The following is an 18,968-nucleotide window of genomic DNA, read 5'->3' as shown; positions in this document are numbered from 1 at the left end:
AGACAGGTTCGTAGAGGTGACCGGCCGAGCAACCGGAACGGTGTCCGCTTCGCGCGGTCGGCAGTATGAACTAGACCAGGTTCAGGCGGGCACGGCAAGCGCAACCCTGATCAACACCGATGGGGCGCTAGACCCCATAAACACCGTCGGGCCATGGTCCGGCCACATTCGCCCCTATCAGCCCTTCCGGGTGCGCGCGCAGTACCCGCCAACTCAGAACGTTTTGACGCAGGTTCAGGCGACCGGGGGCGATCTTGGCGGAGTCCCGCTGAACACCGGGATTTCGTCCATTGGTCAAGACCTGAACATTTTCTCAAACCTTGACAGCAATCACATGTTTGTCCCCAGCGCAAGCGCATTCCAGGGGTCGAACGTAATTCAGGTTAACGTGGCGGCGAACGCCCCCAACATTCCGCTTGGCAACGCGCGCCCTCTTTACAGCATGCAGACTGCTGTAAGCCCTGGTTGCCAGTACACCATGCAAATGCAGGTCCGGAACGTTACTGCGTCAACGTCAATTCAGGTGATGCCGTTTATCGCGTGGTACGACTCGACCCTAAATCCAGCGAATGCCACATGGGTGACCGGCGGCACCTCCACCCTGACCGGCTCGACCACGGCGCCATGGACTCGGCAATTCGTCACGGCAACCGCTCCGGCCAACCCGTACGGCATAGTTTACGGAATCGTGCTGGCCGCTGTCCCGTCTGCCGCGTGCACGGTTCAAGTAGATGGCTGGCAGCTTGAAAAGGCATCGGCGCCCACCACATTCACGGTGCCGGGGATCACCTACCCGCTTTACGCCGGGTACGTCGAACGTTGGCCTTCAAAGTGGGAAAAGGATGGCACTTATGGTGTCGTCACACCTACGGCAGTGGACACCTTTGCCCTACTGTCTCAGCGCACGCTCAGCGACCCGCTCACTCAGGAACTCTCGACCCGCAGCGCGAACTTTATCTACCCGCTCAACGACCCCCAGGGAACGACTACCTTTGCCGATTCGACCGGCCAGCATGGGCCCGCGCAGGTCGGCAATTCAAGCTTCGGTGCTGGCTCGCTGACGGCCGGAAATGCGATTACTTCCGTGTCGGCAGGCGGGGCATTCCTTAGCAGCAACACCGTTGTCACGATCTCCAACAGCAATCCCGGAACCAACCTGACTGGCGCGGCAAGCTTTATCAACCTAGCCACGGGTGGTGTGCGCGGCCCTAAGGACCCGGGCAACTGGACACGGGTAATTGCCTTTCGGTACACCGGCCCCGTCCCCGCTTCCAACGCGACCGCTGTTCTCTGGACGGCCATGGACGGGCAGCGCGCGAACGACTACCCGTCTGGCTCGCGAGTTGAAATCGGGATTGACAGCAATTCCCTCCTGTACGCAAAGGTGCAGGGCCCCGGCGGAACGTACGCTTACGGGTACAACTCGCACGTCAACGTGTGTGACGGGAACTGGCATCTTGGCATCATCTCTTACTCGTACACCGTTGGTTTCGGCGTAGCTTGCGACGGCGGAAGTATTGACTACTGGGCAGGCTTTTCCGCAGCCACCAACCCGACCGGAATCATTTCGGACTGTGTTGGCGGGTGGGTAGATCCGACTACGGGCAACGGCACCACGTACAACTACCAGGGTGACATTGCCTTTGCCGCCGAGTTCACCGGGTTCTTTTTTGCTTCGGATGTTTCCGCGCTCTACGGAGCATGGAAGAACGCATTCTCTGGCGACAGCACCGACGTGCGATACGCCCGAATCCTCAAGTGGGCTGGATACACCGGCAAAGCTTCGATTCAGGCCGGACAGACCCGAAGCATGGGCCCGGCTGTCGTCGCAGGACAGGACACCCTTTCCGCTCTGGCCAGCGTGGCAGAGACTGAAAACGGCGTCCACTATGTAGACCGCAACGGTACCGTCTGTTTTGCTGGCCGAGGAACCCGGTACAACAATACGGTTCCGGCGTACACGTTCGGCGAGAATGCCAGCGCGGGGGAGTGGCCCTACGAAGAGGTTGAGCTGGATTACGATTCAACCCACCTTGCAAACCTGGTGCGGGTTACACAGGGCCCCACATCGCAGGTGTTTACGGCGACTGACGCCACGTCGCAGAGCAACTATTTCCCCCGCAGCATGTCCCGAACGATCAACAGCACCAACGGACTTGAGTGCCAGGACGCCGCAAACTACCTGCTGAGCCGCTACAAGAATCCGCTCACTCGGGTGACGACGCTCAAGCTACACCCGTCGGCAAATCCTGGACTCTGGCCGGTCTGCCTCTCGCTGGAACTCAACACGCGCATTCGCATCATGCGGCGACCGTTTGGCGCCCCGGCTATCCAGATTGACGCGTTCGTTGAGCATATCCAGTGGGATTTGGACGACCAGAACGAAGCGGTTGTAACGCTGCAATGCAGCCCGGTGGACGCGACGCCCTACGGCCTGATTGCTTCCTTCCACACGACCCTGAATGTTCAGGCCAACAGCGGAACCAGCACGCTCACGCTCAAGGCGGGCGCGGACAACACGAATCCGCTCGCCGCACAGCTCGGTGTTGGCCAACAGCTTGTGTTGGAGCCAGGATCAGCGAACGCCGAAACGGTCACTGTCCAAGCGGTTGGCGCATCTTCCTCCGGCTGGTCGACCGCAACCGTCACGCTGACCGCCAATCTCACCAAGACGCACGCGGCCAACGCCGTTGTCTGTGAGCCGCTCCCGTCCGGCGTGACCGACCCGACCGCCTACGACGCAAGCGCCAAGTTCGACAGCGCTGCATTCTCCTACTAGAGGTGACCACCCCCGAAATTTCGGGGGTGGTTCCCTGACGACTCGCGAGGCGCAATGACCAACCTACCCGTACCCATTCCGGCGTCTGTGGTGCCGGGCAACTTCGCTACCGGCGCGCTGTGGAACGCAAACGTCTACAACGGCCTTACATTTTTGCTCAACCCGCCGATGTTCACCGCTGTGCAGTCGTCTGCCCAGTCAATCCCAACCACCACCGTTACCCCGATTTCGCTAGACACGACGGTTGTCGACACCTACGCCGGGCACAGCAACACGGTAAACAACTCCCGGTACACCGCGCAGGTTGCGGGGTGGTATCTGGTAATCGCAAACCTATCCTTTGCGGTCAACTCAACGAGCGCCCGTGTAATCCAGATTTGGAAGAATGGGTCAGTCATCAACCCGTGGCAGTCGGGACTTGACTGCACTCACTCCGATATCAACGCCGACTTTCAAGCTGTAGGGCTCGTTCGGTGCAATGTCGGCGACTATATCGAGATGGCTGGATATCAGGCGACCGGCGGCACGCTGCCTACCATTGCTGCTTCTACGGCGCTATCTGTCCTCTATGTGCACGCGTAAAGAAAGCGAGTAACACATGTCTCTGTTTGGCGTAGATGTTTCCAGCTACCAGGCGTCGGATTTCGACGTTTCGGGCCTGTCGTTCGCCTTTGTCAAGGCGACCGAGAGCACCGGCTATGTAAACCCCAAGTACGCGGCGCAGCTTTCCACCGCCCGCAACGCTGGCCTAGTTGTCGGCCACTACCACTTCGCGCACCCGGGCAACGTTGCCGCGCAGGTGAACCACTTCCTAGTCACCGCTGATATCCAGCCTGGCGAAATCGTCGCCTATGACTGGGAGGCGTCCGGCGTCACTCAGGCGGACCGAGACGCGTGGATTAACGCCGTCAAGGGCCGACTACCCAACAACAAGGTGGTGCTCTACTGCAACCGGTACTTTTGGGTCAACGTAGACACTGAGAATTTTGCGGGCGACGGTCTGTGGATCGCAGACCCGAACAGCCCGGCAGGGCGGCCGAACATCAGTCACGCTTGGGTCTTCCACCAGTATTCTTGGGCAGGCGGCATTGACCGCAACGTTGCTAGCTTCGGCAGCATCGGCGAACTACGCGATTGGGCAAACGTCGGCGCCCCGGCCCCTGCTCCGGACCCTACTCCGGCGCCGGATGCGAACGCCTTCCCGGGCGCTGGATACTTCGGTGCCGGTCAGTCCAACGGCTACGTGACTCGCCTTGGGCAGATGCTCATTGCGCGCGGCGCTGGGCGCTTCTACAGCGTCGGCGCGGGCCCCAACTTCGGCGCGGCAGACCAGGCAGCTACCAGGGCGTTTCAGGAGGCGCAGGGGTGGTCTGGTGGCGACGCTGACGGCATCCCGGGTCCGGCTACCTGGAACCTCCTGGTCAACGGGCAGGGCAACGACATTCCAGCGCTGCCGAATGTCAGCCTGTCCAACATCATTGACGCTTCCCGCACCGACCCGGGTGCCGCACAGGGGGCGACTTCCCACCCGGACGACGTGCGGCCGGTTGAGGCTGCCCTAGTTGCGGAGGGTCTGCTAGCGGCGCAGTACGGCTACGACGGTTCGTTTGGCTCGACCAGCGTTGCCGCGTACGCCGAGTGGCAGCGTCGATGCGGCTACAGCGGTGCCAGTGCGAACGGTATTCCGGGGCGCGACTCCCTATCCCGCCTGGGTGCCAAGTACGGGTTCGTGGTGGTTGGCTAATGACAGATGACCCCCTGTCCGTGACGATTTCGGCGCGTGAAATCTACGATGAAATTCGGGATACGCGCGCCGATATCCGATCGCTCATGGAAACCCGCCAGAACGTAGATGAGGTGCTAGACGACCACGAAAGGCGAATCCGGACGGTTGAGCGGGTGGCGTACGGTGCTTCCGCGCTGGTTGGTCTCATAGCCACCGGGACGGCGGTATACAGCGCCGTGAAATAGGAACGGATTGCGCTCTAGATGGAATGGCTAACGCAGTCATGGGCGCAGGTGTGGCCCAACCTGGTTGCGTCGGTGATGTGGTCCGTACCTTCCTGGGCATGGCATCACCGGCGCATTCAGCGAACCATAGCGCGTGAGTTTCACGCAATCTCAGAACGGATCAACGAATGACCCCCATTTCTGGCAAGGTAACCGCCTCCACCGTGGCCGCTTCTGGTACCACGCTGGTCTGTTCCATCCTCGCGCCGCACATCTTCCCGGGTGGCGTACCGTCTGACATTCAGGGTCTTGCGGAGACGGTCATCACTGCCGTGGTTACCTTCGCGTCCGGCTACATCGCCCGACACGGCATCGCAACCGTGGTTGAGCGTGAGGCAGAGCGCGTGATCCCCGCTCCGATGGTCAAGGCTGCCGAACAGGCTGCCGCTTCGGCGCTGTCGGTGCCCTCTTCGGCCGTGGCGCAGGTTCCGCCGATCGGTGGCTGACCACCCCCGAAATTTCGGGGGTGACTGGCGGACAGGGGAGAGACGTTGGAACGCCGAAGCATCGCACTCATGGGGCGGGCGCGCAGCGGTAAGGACACTGTTGCCGCCCGTCTCGTGGGTTCCCACTACTACACGCGTGTAGCGTTCGCCGACCCGCTCAAGGACGTGGCGCTGTCGCTAGATCCCATCGTTTCGCACGAACATGCGGGCGGTGGCTACCTGCCTACACGGCTCAGCGATGCTGTCCGGCGCTACGGGTGGGGGCGCGCTAAGGATCAACTGCCGGAAGTTCGCCGCACCTTGCAGTGTCTTGGGCAGGGCATCCGCGACCGTGACCCGGACTTCTGGCTACGGCTTGCGCTGGACACGGTAGACCAGTGCACAACTCCCGTAGTTGTGACGGACGTTCGATACCCCAACGAGTACGCAGCACTGAGAGAGCGCGGGTTTCACATGGTGCGGGTCATCCGCCCCAACTACACGGCGGAAACGGTCACTTCGGAAGAGATGGCCAACCGGCGACACGCCAGCGAGGTAGCCCTAGACGACTACATGCCGGATGCAGTCCTGCTGAACGCTGGCACACTCAACAACCTTGCGGCGCAAGCCGATTCACTCGTCTGACACTGAGCCCCCTACTGCCCTAACCGGCAGTAGGGGGCTTTTGCGTACCCACCCCCGAAATTTCGGGGGTGCGACACGCCGCTGACCAGCAGGTTTGGTTGGGGGTGCCGGATGCCCTACAGTTGTGCCCAGCAGCACGGCAACGGGCCGGGCAGGGGAGAGGCGAAATTGTGGTCGAGAACGTAATCAGTGTCCGGGGTGGCAAGGTGCACAGCAGTATGCCCGGGATGCCTGACGACCACGCGTTCCCGCTCTGCCGTACGGGCGACATGACCAATAGTGGCACCAAGTACCGCAAGACCGACGCTGACGTTACGTGCCGTACGTGCCTTTCGTACATTGATCGAGCTGCAACCGCTGACAGCGGGAGCATTGAAACGGGAGAGGGAACCACCATGGCCGAGAAGACCGCCGAGACCGCCGAGACCCCCGAGACGCCCGCCGCCCCGGTGGACGTGCGTTGGCAGATTGAGGCCAACGTTGAGAAGATCACGGCTTGGATGGCCGAAGGCAAGGATGAAGACGCCAAGGCGCTGGAAACGGCGACTCTCGCGCTCATCAGCACGGTGAACAAGGCGGACGGCAAGACGGACACCCCGGCGCGCAAGAAGTACCGTGACGCGCTGCGGGCCGCCATGGCCACCAAGCCTGCGGCTGAGGTTGAGGCCGCTCCGTCTGCCGATCCGGCGGAGCAGGACTACACCGAAGACCCCGCGCTGGTCGAGCTGGTCAACGCCGGAATCGAGAAGACCCTTCTCGGAGTCAAGAGTCAACTCAAGGCCAGTGCGGCGGCGCGTGAGGCAGCCGAGGTTGACCTTCAGGGTCGCATGATGGTGTTGGACAAGAACGGCGCGCCGGACCTCAAGTGCACCCGTGACCGCACGAAGAAGATGAACAGCGCGGTTCTGCGGGGGGCCGGTGACCAGCTTGACGGCACCGACCAGGAAATTCGGGATTCCGTTGCAGCCTTTGCGCGGGCCAAGGAATACCAGATGAACCACCTTTTGGTGACCACGGTCCGCGAGATTGCGGACACCGAAGAAAACCGCGCCACGTTCGCCAAGGTTCTTGAGAAGCACCCCGGCCTTGAGCTTTCTGCGGCAATTCAGGCGTACTACAAGATCGACACCAAGTCGAGCCTTGAGAAGTCGCGTGAGCGGCAGGCAGAAAAGAAGATTCTCGCTGAGGCTGGTTTGGCGGCCCTTGAGGCTGCCAAGACGGAAAGCGGTGGCGACGGTGGCAACGGTGGGGAGGGTGACGGCGAGAGCGGCGGTAGCGCGGCGCCCGAAACCACGCCGGAAGCCAAGTTCGAGAGCGACGCTGAGAAGATGGAGAAGCTGCTTGCCGAGATGATCAAGCTGGCAAATCGCTTCGAGGGTGAGCGCAAGGAAAGGGCGAAGGCGCGCCTCACGGCCTTTGGCACGGCCATCTTCAAGGCCGAGCTGTAATAGCTAGCCGGAACCGCCCCCGCACCGCCGAGAGTTAGGACGGGGGCTTTCCCCTAGGAGGGAAAGTGTTCAAGGCAATCGCGGTCAGCAAAGGCGGGCAGGTGTTCGCCGTCAAGTACGCCTCTGCAGATATGGCGGCGCGGCAGCTACTGGCGGTCCTCAAAGCCAACGGCTGGACCGGCGACCAGGAAGCGGCGGTAGCGTCTCTGAGCGCGGGGGAACCGCTAATGCACCGGGGCGCCGAATACAAGGTGGAAGAGGTCCCATAGTCGGTACCCACCCCCGAAATTTCGGGGGTGGTCTGACAGGCAGTCAGCCCCCGTCCGGGAATCAGGGCGGACGGGGCTTTCTCGTAGACAGGGGAGAGTCAATGGAGTTCGAGTTCACCGGCCGGGATCTTCTTATCGTCCGGACTGAGCCCGATAAGTGGCGGCTGTCCGCCGGATCGGCAGGCGAGCGGGGAACCGTCCGCACGGAGGATGGGGAACTGTGGGTGTTCCCCTACGGGCACGAAAAGAAGCCGGGCCGCTGGGTCGCTTCTCTCCAGGAAGCCGAACTGTACCTGTGCGGCTGGTGGGACGCTCACTATTACGGCGACTGTGACGGGTGCCCGCTGTGCGCGTGTGGGAACCCAGTAGTAGCCGGAGACAGCGAGTGCACCGACTGTCAGCACGGACGGAAGCGGCCCGACCACGTAACCGGCCCCATGGAAGCCGGAGCGCGCGTTCGGAGCAACCGCTACAAGTACACGGGGACCGTTGAGCGGAAGATCGGCGCTGACCGCTGGTTGGTCCGCACTGAGCCCAAGGGCACCCCAGTAGAGGCGGACGAAAGCACCCTTGAGGTACTGCCGCGCGACGTGAACGCGGAGCGGAAGGAAAACCTGCTTAAGGGTCTGTTGCAGCCTGGTGAAGGCGCTGTGTGTGCCTACAGCCCTAAGCATGCGGCAGCCGAGGTTCCTGCCACGCAGGTCATTCACTGCGGTAAAGCGGTTGGCTACGTGCTTGCCTGTGACGAGTGCGCGGCGCTGTACGCCCGACTGAGCGGGAAGGCGTAATCATGCTTGAGGTGACGTTTGCTTTCCCGGAGTGGGATGCAAAGCGAACCATGCCCGCCGTGCCACGGCAGGGTGAGCACCTGATGTGGACGGACGGAACAGAGTGGACCGTCTCCTACGTCACGTGGGGGCTGCACCCGGACAGCGTGACGGACGTGACTGTCACTCTGGACCCCCGAGAAGCCCGCTAGCCGCCCCGTAGCGGCCCGTTCATCCCCCGGTCGGCCGGTTGGTCGGCCGGGGTCCCTCAGCGCCTAGGAGATACCCCATGGAAGACCGCAAGGTGTGCATCCGGTGTCACGTCGAGTCGCCACCGTGGGCGCTGGATTCGCTCGGCGCCTACGGATGGCGCTGTAAGGCCCCGTGTGAGCTACCCACGGACGCTATGACCCGACAGCAGGGAGAGAACAAGTGAGCGCAGGCAAGATTGCCAAGTAGACGTCCCTAAGCGCCCCTCAGGCGCCCGTTCAACCCCTGTCTGGCCCACCGGCCCGGCAGGGGCTTTTTCGTGCCCGGAGACTGCCGTACAGGGCCTTGTCACGATCCGTCGATGGCGGCGTATCTCTGCGTAATCAGCGCAGGTCACCGGGCCCGGATGTAGTTATGTAGTTCTGAGGGCTGTTTCTGGAATCCAAAGAGAAACCTATAGCTAATCCTGGAAGTGGTCCCGAAACTACATAACTACATCAGGAATCCCTTGCGCTCTCCCTGTAATGACAGGATCACCAACCCCGCAGGGGAGAGCACATGGCAGGCGTTCGCACAATCCAGCGCGGCGGTAGTCGCTTCTATCTCGACCCGGACCGTCCGGCCGTCAAGCTCCCCGGAGTCACCTCCGTGATTTCGATGCTTCCGAAGCCTTTCCTCATGTACTGGGCGGCGAAGCTGACCGCTGAGCTTGCGGTCGACAGTTTGCCGTTCGTCGCGCAGATGGCAGAGCGCGACCGGCAAGGCGCCATTGACTATCTGAAGGGCGCAAGCCGCCGCTACACGAAGATCCGGGCCGACGTCGGCAGTAAGGCGCACGATCTCTTCGAGCGCATGATCAGGGGCGAAGAGGTCGGCAGCGTGCACCCGGACCTTGAGCCGTACAAGGTGCTGTTCGCTGACTTCCTGGCGACCGTGAACCCTGAGCTTGTCGGCGCGGAGGATGTGGCGTGGTCGGACGCTCACCGGTTCGCCGGTAGCTTTGACGCGATTCTGCGCGTGTGGCTCGACGCGGACGGCAACCCGACCCCGGACCGCTCCGGCGAACCGGTCCTACTGATCTGCGACTGGAAGACCAGCAAGGACACTTACCCGGACGTTGCCCTACAGATGAGCGCGTATGCCCACGCTGACCGCATCATCAGCCCCGACGGCACTTCGCGGCCCATGCCGGAGTTTGACGGCGCTGCGGTACTCCACATCACGCCGGAGGGTTGGGCGTTCAAGCCCGTGCGCATCGACCGCGAAGTGTTTGAGTTCTTCCTGACGCTCCGCAAGGTCTTTGATTGGGACCGGGAGGTTTCAAAGACCGTCATTGGCAGGGCAATTGCCAAGTCTTCCGGCAAGCTCGTGACCGGCACGCAGAGGCGGGGCAAGTGAGCCTTTACGTGACTGAGGAGTTGGACCCTGACGAGGACAACGGCACGATGCCGGATAACGTGGCCGCTCTCAGTGGCGCGGTGGTCGGTCACCGAATCGTCGGCGCTGTCAAGACGACGGTTCCCCGGTGGTGGGGCGGTACTGAGAGCGCGATGATCATCACGCTTGACAACGGACGGCAGGTGCAGCTAGTCGACACCGACGACTGTTGTGCCTACACCGAATTGACGTCATTCCTGCTCCACCCGGAACGCGTTGACCACATCATCACCGGAGTGGGTACAACCGACGGGTACCAGACATGGCACGTCTATGCGGACATGGGCGACGTGCTTGAACTCTCGGTCGGGTGGAGCAGCGGCAACCCGTTCTACTACGCCTACGGGTTTGACATCAGCGTCAAGGAACTGGACCAGGGAGAGAGCAAGTGACTACGACCGCGCCGAAGTTCACCCCGTGGCCCAAGACACCCCGACTGTTCCGGGACATCGTTGTTACCGAGAAGATCGACGGCGCCAACGCTGCCGTGCACATCGTCGAGAATGCGGAGTGCCCCGGCACATACGCCATTACGGCTCAGTCCCGTACCCGACTGATCTACCCGGGCGCGGACAACTACGGCTTTGCTGCATGGGTTCACCAGAACGCGTCTGCACTGGCCGAACTACTGGGCCCGGGGCTCCACTTTGGCGAGTGGTGGGGGAGTGGCATACAGCGGCGCTACGGGCTCACTGAGCGCCGTTTCTCGCTGTTCAACACGGACCGACACCAGTACACGTATGCGTTCGTTGGCGGGGTCGAGATTCAGCGCGTGCCGGTGCTCTACCAAGGCACGTTCAGTGAGTCCCGCATCCGTTCTGCGCTGGGCAGGCTGGCACAGTACGGCTCAGTCGCCGCACCGGGGTTCATGAACCCGGAGGGAGTGTGTGTCTGGCACACCCCTACTCGGCAGGTGTTCAAGGTGACCCTTGACGCGAACGACGCCGGTAAGTGGGAGACGCCTAACTAGACCTACCACCCCCGAAATTTCGGGGGTGCCAACACCCGCCCCGGGACTGTCCGGGGCGGGTCCTTGCCATGTCCGAACGGCGCAATGCGCGGCGGGAATTCGTTGCTCTCTCCTTCAAATGACAGGAAGTTCCCGCCAGTTGAAGGAGAGAGTAAGTGGAGCGAATCAAGCTGTCTGAGTCCCTGGTCATGGCCACCATGCGTGAGGTGGTGGCGGACCGTCCGGAGTATGTATACGCGGCACCGGATTACATGGTTGACCCCGAGAACCTGTCGTGCTTCTACGTGCACGTTGACGACGATGGCGGCAACGAGCGGCCCGGCTGTCTGGTGGGCGCTGTGCTCTACCGCCTTGGCGTGCCGCTGGATGTGCTGGCCACCCGCGAAGGTTCCGGCGCGTACATTGTGGCTTCCAGTCTGATTGAGACGACTGCCGACGTGGCCAATGCGCTTTCGCGGGCGCAGGATCGGCAGGACAACGGCGCCACGTGGGCGGAAGCCCTTGCCGCTGCTGAGGCTGGCATGCCTGAGGGTGTGCTGATCTAACGGGAAAGCCCCTGGTGACTTCGGTTACCGGGGGCTTTTGCCATTTCTGCCGCCGGAATTCCATGCGCTCTAGGAAAAACAGAAAGAGACAGTGAAACGACCCGGGCCGGTGACGGTAACCCCCGGGTCGTTTCAACAAAGAAGAAGAGGAGAGCGCCGGTGGCGATGCGTATTTTCGAGACCGATCCGGAGAGCAAGCCGAAGCCCCGATTCTCGGATGACACGGTAGGCCGTTTCCATTCCGGCCGCTCCGTGAACAACGTCCCGGAATCGCTGAGCGAGTGGCGCGTCTCGACCGACGATCCGGAGGTTGGCCAGGCACTGGCGCAGCTTTTTGGCGTACGGCCGGGTGAGACCCCGGATGAGCCGGACCACGATTTCGTCACGGACGCGGACAAGGTGCTGGTCATCCTTGACGGTCCGGACGCCATTACGGCGGATATGAAGTTGTGGAATCGCTCGCAGCTTGTCCACCACTGTGACGGAGTCGAGTTCCTGAGCCCCGAGGCGGACATGGGGCGCCCGTGTGGCTGCCCAGCCCTGTTTGCTGAGCGCAAGGCGGCTGCCAAGGCTTTCCGGGGCCCGTCCCCGTCGATTCACGTCCGCTTCCGTCTTGCCGACGATCCCGAGCTGGGAATGTTCCGCTTCCAGTCGGCAGCGTGGACCCTTGCCGAGGTTCTGCACGAGACCGAGAACGCCCTTGCTCGCATCGACGGGGAGGCGTTGGCCGAGCTGTCCCTTGAGCTGGTCGAGTACACCACCAAGGCGGGCCGGAACGTCTCGTACCGCAAGCCCGTGATCAAGGTTCTCAAGGCGTACGCAGACGCCATCACCGACCCCCGCTGAATTCCCCAACTTCGTTAGGAGAGTAACCAATGGCTTTCTACCTTGTTACCCGCAAGGACGCTGTCGACGCTGACCAGTACGACGCGCTGATTGTCCGCGCCAAGGGTCGCAAGCAGGCACTCGACCTTGTGACCGGCGGTGTTGACGGCACCCCGTTTGAGGGCTTCCAGAAGAACGGCGCGAATGCGTCCGTTGAGAAGCTGACCGATGGCCGCGACCACGGCAACACGGTGCTGCTGGCCTCTTACATCGCTGGCTAATGACTGACAGCGAGAAGCGCGAGCACATGCGAACTGTGTTGCGCGGCACAGAAGATGACGCAATCCGGGGTCCGCTGTGGGAGTGGGCCCCGGAGTGGCGGCTAGCTGTGATTCATGAGCGCCGCCGCCGGTTCGGTTGGGATGATGAGGGGATGGGCAATGGCTGAGGCTGCAAAGGTTGATTGGCCGGTCGTGAAGACTGAGCCGGTAGTGGTGCTGACCCTGTCTGTTAGGGAAGCCGAGTTTCTGCGCGCTGTGCTCTCCAAGGTCGGCGGATCGGAGACCAACAGCCCGCGCAAGCACCAGCGAAGCATTTCCGATGCGCTGGCACGGGCTACGATCAGCGGCGGATTCTACGCTGGTACGCGTCATGCTTACAGCCTGATTCGGGGGACTCTGATGGTCGATGATTTCCCGGCTGACTGGGATGAGAATGCCCGTGGCTAAGCGCGGCACCGTCACCGACTATGCGGGTGAGGAACTGTACCGGGGCGACATGGTGGCGTACGCCGTGCGGCAGGGAAACCGGGTCCGCATGAGTGACGCAATCGTCCTCAAGGTCACGGCAGTTCTGGAAGGCGGGCGCCTACGGCCGATGCTGCACGTGCAGCCCACCGGCACAGAGTCCGGATTTACCAAGCGCCGGTCTCTCCGAACCGAGTGGATCAGCGCTGAACACGTGCGGCTAGTCGCGTCGCAGGTGGCCTACCGAGACGAGTAGTAGCAAGGGCCGGACCGTACCCACGTGGTGCAGTCCGGCCCTTTCGCATATCACCCCCGAAATTTCGGGGGTGGGAAGGGTTTCGATGTGAGTTTCTTTGCTGTGCTCGTGTGGCTCAACGTCGTTGGAGCCGTAGCGGGTTGGCTCATTGGCCGGTACATCGGGGAGCGCTGGTGAGGTGTGAACTGTGCGGGCGCGAGAAGCCTGCTGACGCGTTCCTGGCAGGCAAGGCGCGCAAGCCTAGTCGGGCGTGCCAAACCTGCCGCAACAAGCGCCGTGCGGCCCATATTAAGAGCTATTACCGGCAGTTGTCGCCAGACAAGCGCCACACGCTGACACACAAGCGGCGGGCGGTCGCGTACGGGGTCGAGCATGTGGAGTACAGCCGTACGGAAATCTTCCGACGCTGGCGTAACCGCTGTGCCTACTGCGACGCGCGAGCAAGCCACTTGGACCACGTGGAGCCGCTGTCTCGGGGTGGCGCTGACGTTGAATCCAACATTGTTCCGGCGTGCCAGAAGTGCAACCTGTCCAAGGGTGCAAAGACTCTGGCGGAATGGGCGGTGTCATGAGGAATACGCGACGCAGCCCAGGTGTGATTCTCCGGGGACGCTCACAGGGGTTCCACCGGTACGCGGACGAAATCCACCATGACGGCGGCAAGGCGCGTGAACACCGACGTGTCCGGCGCCGTGAAGCTCGACAGTGGCGCAAGGAAGCACAAGAGGCCATCGGGGATCGTAACTCTCCGTATATTCCGCGGGGCATGCTGGCGTCGGGTGTTCCGGGTTAAAGCGGACATTCTTGTTCACGCAGCGTGAGGAATTCCCTGCTCTCAAGGGTTTAATGAGAGGAAGGAATGCCCGTGAAATTCGCTGACGTGCTTGCCCGCTTCACCGACGTCTCGGAGGAAGCAGACGGGGGCTATCTGGCGCTGTGCCCGGCACACGCTGACAGCCGCCCGTCCCTCCGCATCTGGCGCGGTGACGACCTCAAGGTGAGGCTCACTTGCCGCGCTAGTTGCGCAACTGAGAACGTGCTCAAGGCCGTTGGGTTCGAGTGGGCAGCGCTGTTCAACGCGACGGGGGAGGGGCTGACCGTGCCCAAGGAACGGCCGTCCCTGGTTGGTGCTGGCCAAACTGCCGCACTGGCCGTGTACATCGACGCCACCACGTCCGCCCTGTTCGACTACGGCAACCCCGGTAGCGTGGCTGCCCGTTCGTACTACGCGGACCGCTTCGGCCTTGACGACGATGCGGCGGCAGAGCTCGAACTTGGCTACAGCGCACCGGGGTTCGGGTTTCAGTACACGTCCCGAGCGTTCACGTCGTACCCCCGCCTTACGGTGCCATTCCGGGACTTCTCGGGCATCCCGCGTGGCATGCAGGGACGGGACCTCTCTGGGTACTGCTCTAGTCGGTGGGTCGGGCTGTCCAACCCGGAAGGGGCGAGGTGGGCCCCGTACGGCGTTTTCAGGGGCCAAGGGGGACACAGTGCCACCCTGGTCACGGAAGGCCCGGGAGACGCCCTCACAGCCGTTTCTGTGGGCTATGACGCCGTGGCCGTCCGGGGCGCCGCATTGGCGGGCAGCCCTGAGCTTGTGGCCGAGCTTGCCGCCGGTCTCAAGGGAACTCAGGTAATCGTCTGCGGGGACAACGACACGGCGGGGCAGAGCTTTACGCGCCGGTTGTCCGATGGTCTGGCCGAGCACGGCGTAGATGTCTACGCGCTGACGATCCCCAACCTGGGCGACGATCTTACGGATTGGCGGGACCGGGACCGGCCGGGGTTTCCGGCGAAGCTGCACGCAGCCGTCAAGGCTGCCCGCCCGGTGCGTGACACAGCGGAGGAAGAAGCCGAGGCATTCCGCGCTGAGCTGGAAGAACGGACCGGCGTCAACACGGTCACCAAGGCTCAAGGGCTGGAAGCGGCACGGGTGTTGGCCGATCTCATCACCCGGTACGGCGAGTCTGACGCGATGAACGCTCACGCGCTGGTGTCCTGGTGTGGCGGCCGGATCAAGTTCGCCCAGGGTCTCGGCTACTACGTGTGGAACGGCGCCGTATGGGAGCGCTCAGAGGTTCAGGTCCGACAGGAAATTCACCGCATGGGCGCGGCGCTTGTGCTTGCTGGCGAACACCAGAAAGCGCGCGGCTTTACCATGACCACGCGCATTGACGCGCTGATGACTGAGCTTCGCTCGGTTCCGTCGGTGCACGTGGACGCATCCGCATTCGACGCCCGGCCGGACTTGCTCAGCTTTCGCAACGGCACTGTGAACTTGCGCACCGGCAAGCTCAAGCCACACGACCAGCGCGACATGCTGACGTACTGCCTGACGCTGAACTACCGGCCGGATGCCGAGTGCCCTAGGTGGGAATCGTTCCTGTCGGAAATCTTCCCCAAGCTTCCCGAACTGCCGGACTACATGCGCCGGTTGATCGGATACGGCATCACGGGCCACGTGAGTGAGCAGTGTTTCGCCGTGCTATGGGGTAAGGGGGCGAACGGTAAGAGCGTTCTATGCGACACGCTGACGGCCGTCTTCCGATCCATCTCAAAGACCACACCCTTTGCGACTTTTGAGGAGAAGTCCAGCGGCGGAATCCCCAACGACGTTGCCGCGCTGAGGGCTTCGCGTCTGGTCATGGCCAGTGAGGGTGAGTCCGGCAAGCCGATGTCCGAAGCTGTTCTCAAGCGGGTGACCGGCAAGGACATGATCGCAGCGAGGTTCTTGCGCCAAGAATTCTTTGAGTTCAAGCCCAGCTTTTTGCTGCTGCTGGCCACCAATCACAAGCCCAAGTTTCGGGGGCAGGATGAGGGGCTTTGGCGCCGCGTGAAGATGATCCCGTTCCGGCGAGTGTTTGCCCCGCATGAGCGCGACTACGGCCTTGACGCGAAGCTTCTGGCGGAAGCCGAAGGCATTGCCGCGTGGGCGGTCAAGGGGGCTGTCGAGTGGTTCCGCGCCGGGCTCAACGACCCGCTCGTGATCACCGAGGCGAGCAAGGAATACCGGGAGACCAGCGACGCCCTAGCGGGCTTTTTCCCGGGCGTACTTGAGCGCTGCGACGACGGATGTAGCCTCAACGGCACCGAGGCGTTTAACCGCTATCTGGAGTGGTGCGAGGCAGAAAACCTGCCAGCGAAGGAACGGTGGACCCGACGCGCGTTCTACGACGCCATGGAAGAACGAGGGATTCACCGCAAGCGCGTACCGGCGGGCATGGCCCTAGTGGGCGTGCGCATCGCTGGCGCCGAGTCGGCCACCACGGGCCCCGGCATCTTTGCTAAGTAGCCGACCAACCTACCGGCCACCCCCGAAATTTCGGGGGTGACTGGCTTTGCATGGGAGAGACATGCGCGCGCACTTGCACACCATTGCTGGCGACCGGGTCAACGTCTACGTTCCGGAAGACGGTGCCGACCTTTCCGCGTTCCTTGAATGGGCCGAAAGCTCTGCCCGCATGGGCCCGTTGGCGCTGGATACCGAAACCACGGGCCTGGACATATTTGCCGCCCACTACCGGTTGCGCACCATCCAATTTGGCACCCGCGACACGGCCTACGTCATTCACTGGGAACGTGGCGGAGAGTTCCAGCGCGCCGCCCTCACGGTACTGCGGAATGCTCACCGGTTCCTGATTCATAACGCTGCGTTCGACTGGCTGGTGTTGGGCGAGCATGCCGGTATCCCGCTGGAATCACTTGCGCCACGGACCATGGACACGAAGATTCTTGCCGCGCTGGTTGATCCCCGCCAGCCTTCGGAGGGCGGCATTGGGACCGGTCTCAAGGCGCTTTCCGCGCACTACCTTGACCCGGCGGCGCCGGACACTCAGGGGGACCTTACGGCGGTTTTTCGGTCCCTTGGGCTGACCAAGGCAACCGGATGGGCGGGCATCCCGCTGGACCACCCAACGTACAACCTTTACGCGGGACTTGATGTCATTCTTGGCAGCCGCATCGCGCTCGTGCTAGTTGCCGAGCTTGACCGCCTTGGGGTGCGTCCCGCGCTTCGAAAGTACGAACACGAGATTGCCCGCATCTGCGCGGTAATGCAGCGGACCGGCCTGCTGGTTGACCAGGAATACACGCGAAGCCTGGCGGACCGATTGGCAGTTGAGGCGGAAAGGTTCGTGGCCACGGCCGCCCGCTATGGGGTCGCCTCCATCGGCAGTGCGCCCCAGGTGGCCCAAGCGCTCATAGGCATGGGGGAGACGCTGACGGAGCGCACCGAGAAAGGTGCCCTCAAGGTAGACAAAGCTGTACTGCTGCCGCTGGCGGACCTTGACCGGGACTGGCAGCGCATCGGCGCGCGGACGCCAAACCCCCTGGCGGATGCAGTACTTAGGGGCAAGCGAGCGTCCAAGTGGGGCGTGACCTACGCGGAGGGTTTCATGGGCAAGCTGTCGAAGAATGGGCGTCTGCACCCGTCGATATCGCCTTTGGCTGCCCGCACAGGACGTATGTCTGTGACTGACGGACTGCATCAGCTTCCGTCGTCCGACCACGTCATCCGGCGTGCGATCCTCGCTGAGCCCGATCACGTGATGATCTCGACCGACTTTCAGGCGATCGAGATGCGCGTACTGGCAGCGCTTGCCGATGTCCGCAAGATGCGGGATGGATTCTGCAACGGTGGCGCGGACTTCGACATTCACATGTACACGGCGCAGCTGATCAAGGGCCCGGACGCCACAAAGCGGCACCGCAAGATTTTCAAGGGGGCGGGGTTTGGAAAAGTTTATGGAGGCGGAGCCACCACAATTGCCCGCCAGACGGGCGCGCCAGTTTCGGAGATTCAGCAGGCAATCAGCGCGTACGACCGGGAGTTCCCGGAAATCAAGCGCGCGTCTAATCGCTGGCAGCGCGAAGCTTTCCAGACTGGCATGGTGTTCGTCTCTGCGACCGGGCGGCGACTTCCGCTCGACCGGCATCGTACGTACGCAGTGGTCAACTACGCCTGTCAGTCGGCAGCGCGTGACGTGTTGGGGCAAGCCATGCTGAACATGGAAGCAGCCGGGTTGCTCGACTACATGCGGCTACCGATCCATGACGAGGTGTTGGCGTCCGTCCCGGCTGCCGACGCTGCCGAGATCGCCCGCTCAATTGAGCAGTGCATGACGTTCGATCTGTTCGGCGTGCCGATCGTTGCCGAGGCGGAGATTGGGCGCCGGTCGTGGGGGTCGCTATACGGGGCCGACTACTGAGACATAGGTCACAATTATTGGTCACGCTCCGGAGTGGCCTGGGATGTGGCCAGTCACCCCCGAAATTTCGGGGGTGACATCTGGATCACAACCGCTAGGTAACCTGGCACTGCGTCAGATTTGAGGTTAGAGGCGCAATCCGAGCAATCTAAGGTGTTGCAAGCTGATCAACGGGGGCCGAACCGTACTACCTAAGGATGACGCGGCCCCCCGCCTTTGAATCGAATGGGTAACGGAGCATAACCTGACGTTCCGTCAGATAGAAACGCACTGGTCGGCTGTCAGTGGTCGGGCGTATGTTCTGTGTAGCGACAGCGTCCGGCCCTCACACCGCCAGCGTCTAGCCCTGCCTTGTGCTGGGCTGACCTGTGCTGCCCCCACGAATTTGGCATGCGCACCGGTCAGATCAGCCCGAGGAATTCCTTG

Annotated in this window: 21 protein-coding genes; 20 read left to right on the top strand and 1 reads right to left on the bottom strand. The window is 62.5% G+C overall.

Translation table 11 applies throughout. The features are described from left to right. Nucleotides 1-40: 40 nt before the first annotated feature. From ACZ51D_RS04610 to ACZ51D_RS04570, 9 genes are all read left to right on the top strand, one after another. Complete coding sequence (locus ACZ51D_RS04610; protein ID WP_465661196.1) at nt 41-2,779, top strand: hypothetical protein; 2,739 nt, start codon at nt 41-43, stop codon at nt 2,777-2,779. A gap of 54 nt (nt 2,780-2,833) precedes the next feature. Then, the gene (locus ACZ51D_RS04605; RefSeq protein WP_465661194.1) at nt 2,834-3,361 is read left to right on the top strand and encodes a hypothetical protein; all 528 of its coding nucleotides are present in this window, start codon (nt 2,834-2,836) and stop codon (nt 3,359-3,361) included. Between the two features lie 16 nt (nt 3,362-3,377). Beyond that, the gene (locus ACZ51D_RS04600) at nt 3,378-4,523 is read left to right on the top strand and encodes a peptidoglycan-binding protein (RefSeq protein ID WP_465661192.1); all 1,146 of its coding nucleotides are present in this window, start codon (nt 3,378-3,380) and stop codon (nt 4,521-4,523) included. Continuing rightward, complete coding sequence (locus ACZ51D_RS04595; protein ID WP_465661190.1) at nt 4,523-4,750, top strand: hypothetical protein; 228 nt, start codon at nt 4,523-4,525, stop codon at nt 4,748-4,750. The genes ACZ51D_RS04600 and ACZ51D_RS04595 overlap by 1 nt, the downstream gene beginning before the upstream one ends. A 167-nt stretch (nt 4,751-4,917) precedes the next feature. Continuing rightward, complete coding sequence (locus ACZ51D_RS04590; RefSeq protein ID WP_465661189.1) at nt 4,918-5,235, top strand: hypothetical protein; 318 nt, start codon at nt 4,918-4,920, stop codon at nt 5,233-5,235. Between the two features lie 45 nt (nt 5,236-5,280). Further along, a complete protein-coding gene (locus ACZ51D_RS04585) occupies nt 5,281-5,859 on the top strand; it encodes a deoxynucleotide monophosphate kinase family protein (RefSeq protein WP_465661187.1) in 579 nt (192 codons plus the stop codon). A 395-nt stretch (nt 5,860-6,254) separates the two neighbouring features. Next, nucleotides 6,255-7,307 carry a hypothetical protein gene (locus tag ACZ51D_RS04580; RefSeq protein WP_465661186.1) on the top strand — a complete coding sequence of 351 codons (1,053 nt, stop codon included), beginning with the start codon at nt 6,255-6,257 and terminating at the stop codon, nt 7,305-7,307. Nucleotides 7,308-7,372: 65 nt separating this feature from the next. After that, nucleotides 7,373-7,576, top strand: coding sequence for a hypothetical protein (locus ACZ51D_RS04575; protein WP_465661184.1), 204 nt, complete (start codon nt 7,373-7,375; stop codon nt 7,574-7,576). 101 nt (nt 7,577-7,677) lie between these two features. Further along, on the top strand, nt 7,678-8,364 hold the full coding sequence (locus ACZ51D_RS04570; RefSeq protein ID WP_465661182.1) for a hypothetical protein: 687 nt from the start codon (nt 7,678-7,680) through the stop codon (nt 8,362-8,364). 681 nt (nt 8,365-9,045) lie between these two features. Here the strand turns inward: ACZ51D_RS04570 and ACZ51D_RS04565 are convergent. After that, complete coding sequence (locus ACZ51D_RS04565) at nt 9,046-9,537, bottom strand: hypothetical protein (RefSeq protein ID WP_465661181.1); 492 nt, start codon at nt 9,535-9,537, stop codon at nt 9,046-9,048. A gap of 264 nt (nt 9,538-9,801) precedes the next feature. Between ACZ51D_RS04565 and ACZ51D_RS04560 the strand changes: the two genes are divergently transcribed. From ACZ51D_RS04560 to ACZ51D_RS04510, 11 genes are all read left to right on the top strand, one after another. Beyond that, nucleotides 9,802-9,951, top strand: a complete 150-nt coding sequence (locus ACZ51D_RS04560; RefSeq protein ID WP_465661179.1) for a hypothetical protein — start codon at nt 9,802-9,804, stop codon at nt 9,949-9,951. Then, nucleotides 9,948-10,382 carry a DUF7448 domain-containing protein gene (locus ACZ51D_RS04555; protein WP_465661178.1) on the top strand — a complete coding sequence of 145 codons (435 nt, stop codon included), beginning with the start codon at nt 9,948-9,950 and terminating at the stop codon, nt 10,380-10,382. The genes ACZ51D_RS04560 and ACZ51D_RS04555 overlap by 4 nt, the downstream gene beginning before the upstream one ends. After that, nucleotides 10,379-10,960: an RNA ligase family protein gene (locus tag ACZ51D_RS04550; protein WP_465661177.1), complete on the top strand. Its 582-nt coding sequence runs from the start codon at nt 10,379-10,381 to the stop codon at nt 10,958-10,960. Before ACZ51D_RS04555 ends, ACZ51D_RS04550 begins: the two co-directional genes overlap by 4 nt. A 155-nt stretch (nt 10,961-11,115) precedes the next feature. Further along, the gene (locus ACZ51D_RS04545; RefSeq protein ID WP_465661175.1) at nt 11,116-11,505 is read left to right on the top strand and encodes a hypothetical protein; all 390 of its coding nucleotides are present in this window, start codon (nt 11,116-11,118) and stop codon (nt 11,503-11,505) included. 165 nt (nt 11,506-11,670) lie between these two features. Continuing rightward, nucleotides 11,671-12,351 (top strand): recombination directionality factor, encoded by a 681-nt coding sequence (locus ACZ51D_RS04540; RefSeq protein WP_465661409.1) that lies wholly within the window; start codon nt 11,671-11,673, stop codon nt 12,349-12,351. A 29-nt stretch (nt 12,352-12,380) separates the two neighbouring features. Next, a complete protein-coding gene (locus ACZ51D_RS04535) occupies nt 12,381-12,611 on the top strand; it encodes a hypothetical protein (protein ID WP_465661174.1) in 231 nt (76 codons plus the stop codon). Between the two features lie 114 nt (nt 12,612-12,725). Beyond that, nucleotides 12,726-13,058, top strand: a complete 333-nt coding sequence (locus ACZ51D_RS04530; protein ID WP_465661173.1) for a hypothetical protein — start codon at nt 12,726-12,728, stop codon at nt 13,056-13,058. Continuing rightward, on the top strand, nt 13,051-13,332 hold the full coding sequence (locus ACZ51D_RS04525; protein WP_465661172.1) for a hypothetical protein: 282 nt from the start codon (nt 13,051-13,053) through the stop codon (nt 13,330-13,332). The genes ACZ51D_RS04530 and ACZ51D_RS04525 overlap by 8 nt, the downstream gene beginning before the upstream one ends. Nucleotides 13,333-13,442: 110 nt before the next feature. After that, on the top strand, nt 13,443-13,904 hold the full coding sequence (locus ACZ51D_RS04520) for an HNH endonuclease (RefSeq protein WP_465661170.1): 462 nt from the start codon (nt 13,443-13,445) through the stop codon (nt 13,902-13,904). Nucleotides 13,905-14,197: 293 nt separating this feature from the next. Next, the gene (locus ACZ51D_RS04515; protein ID WP_465661168.1) at nt 14,198-16,627 is read left to right on the top strand and encodes a phage/plasmid primase, P4 family; all 2,430 of its coding nucleotides are present in this window, start codon (nt 14,198-14,200) and stop codon (nt 16,625-16,627) included. Between the two features lie 61 nt (nt 16,628-16,688). After that, nucleotides 16,689-18,542, top strand: coding sequence for a DNA polymerase (locus tag ACZ51D_RS04510; protein WP_465661167.1), 1,854 nt, complete (start codon nt 16,689-16,691; stop codon nt 18,540-18,542). The last annotated feature ends 426 nt before the right edge of the window (nt 18,543-18,968 follow it).

It is taken from the genome of Kitasatospora sp. NPDC033851 (genome assembly GCF_055576085.1).
This window is presented reverse-complemented; position numbering and strand designations above follow the sequence as displayed.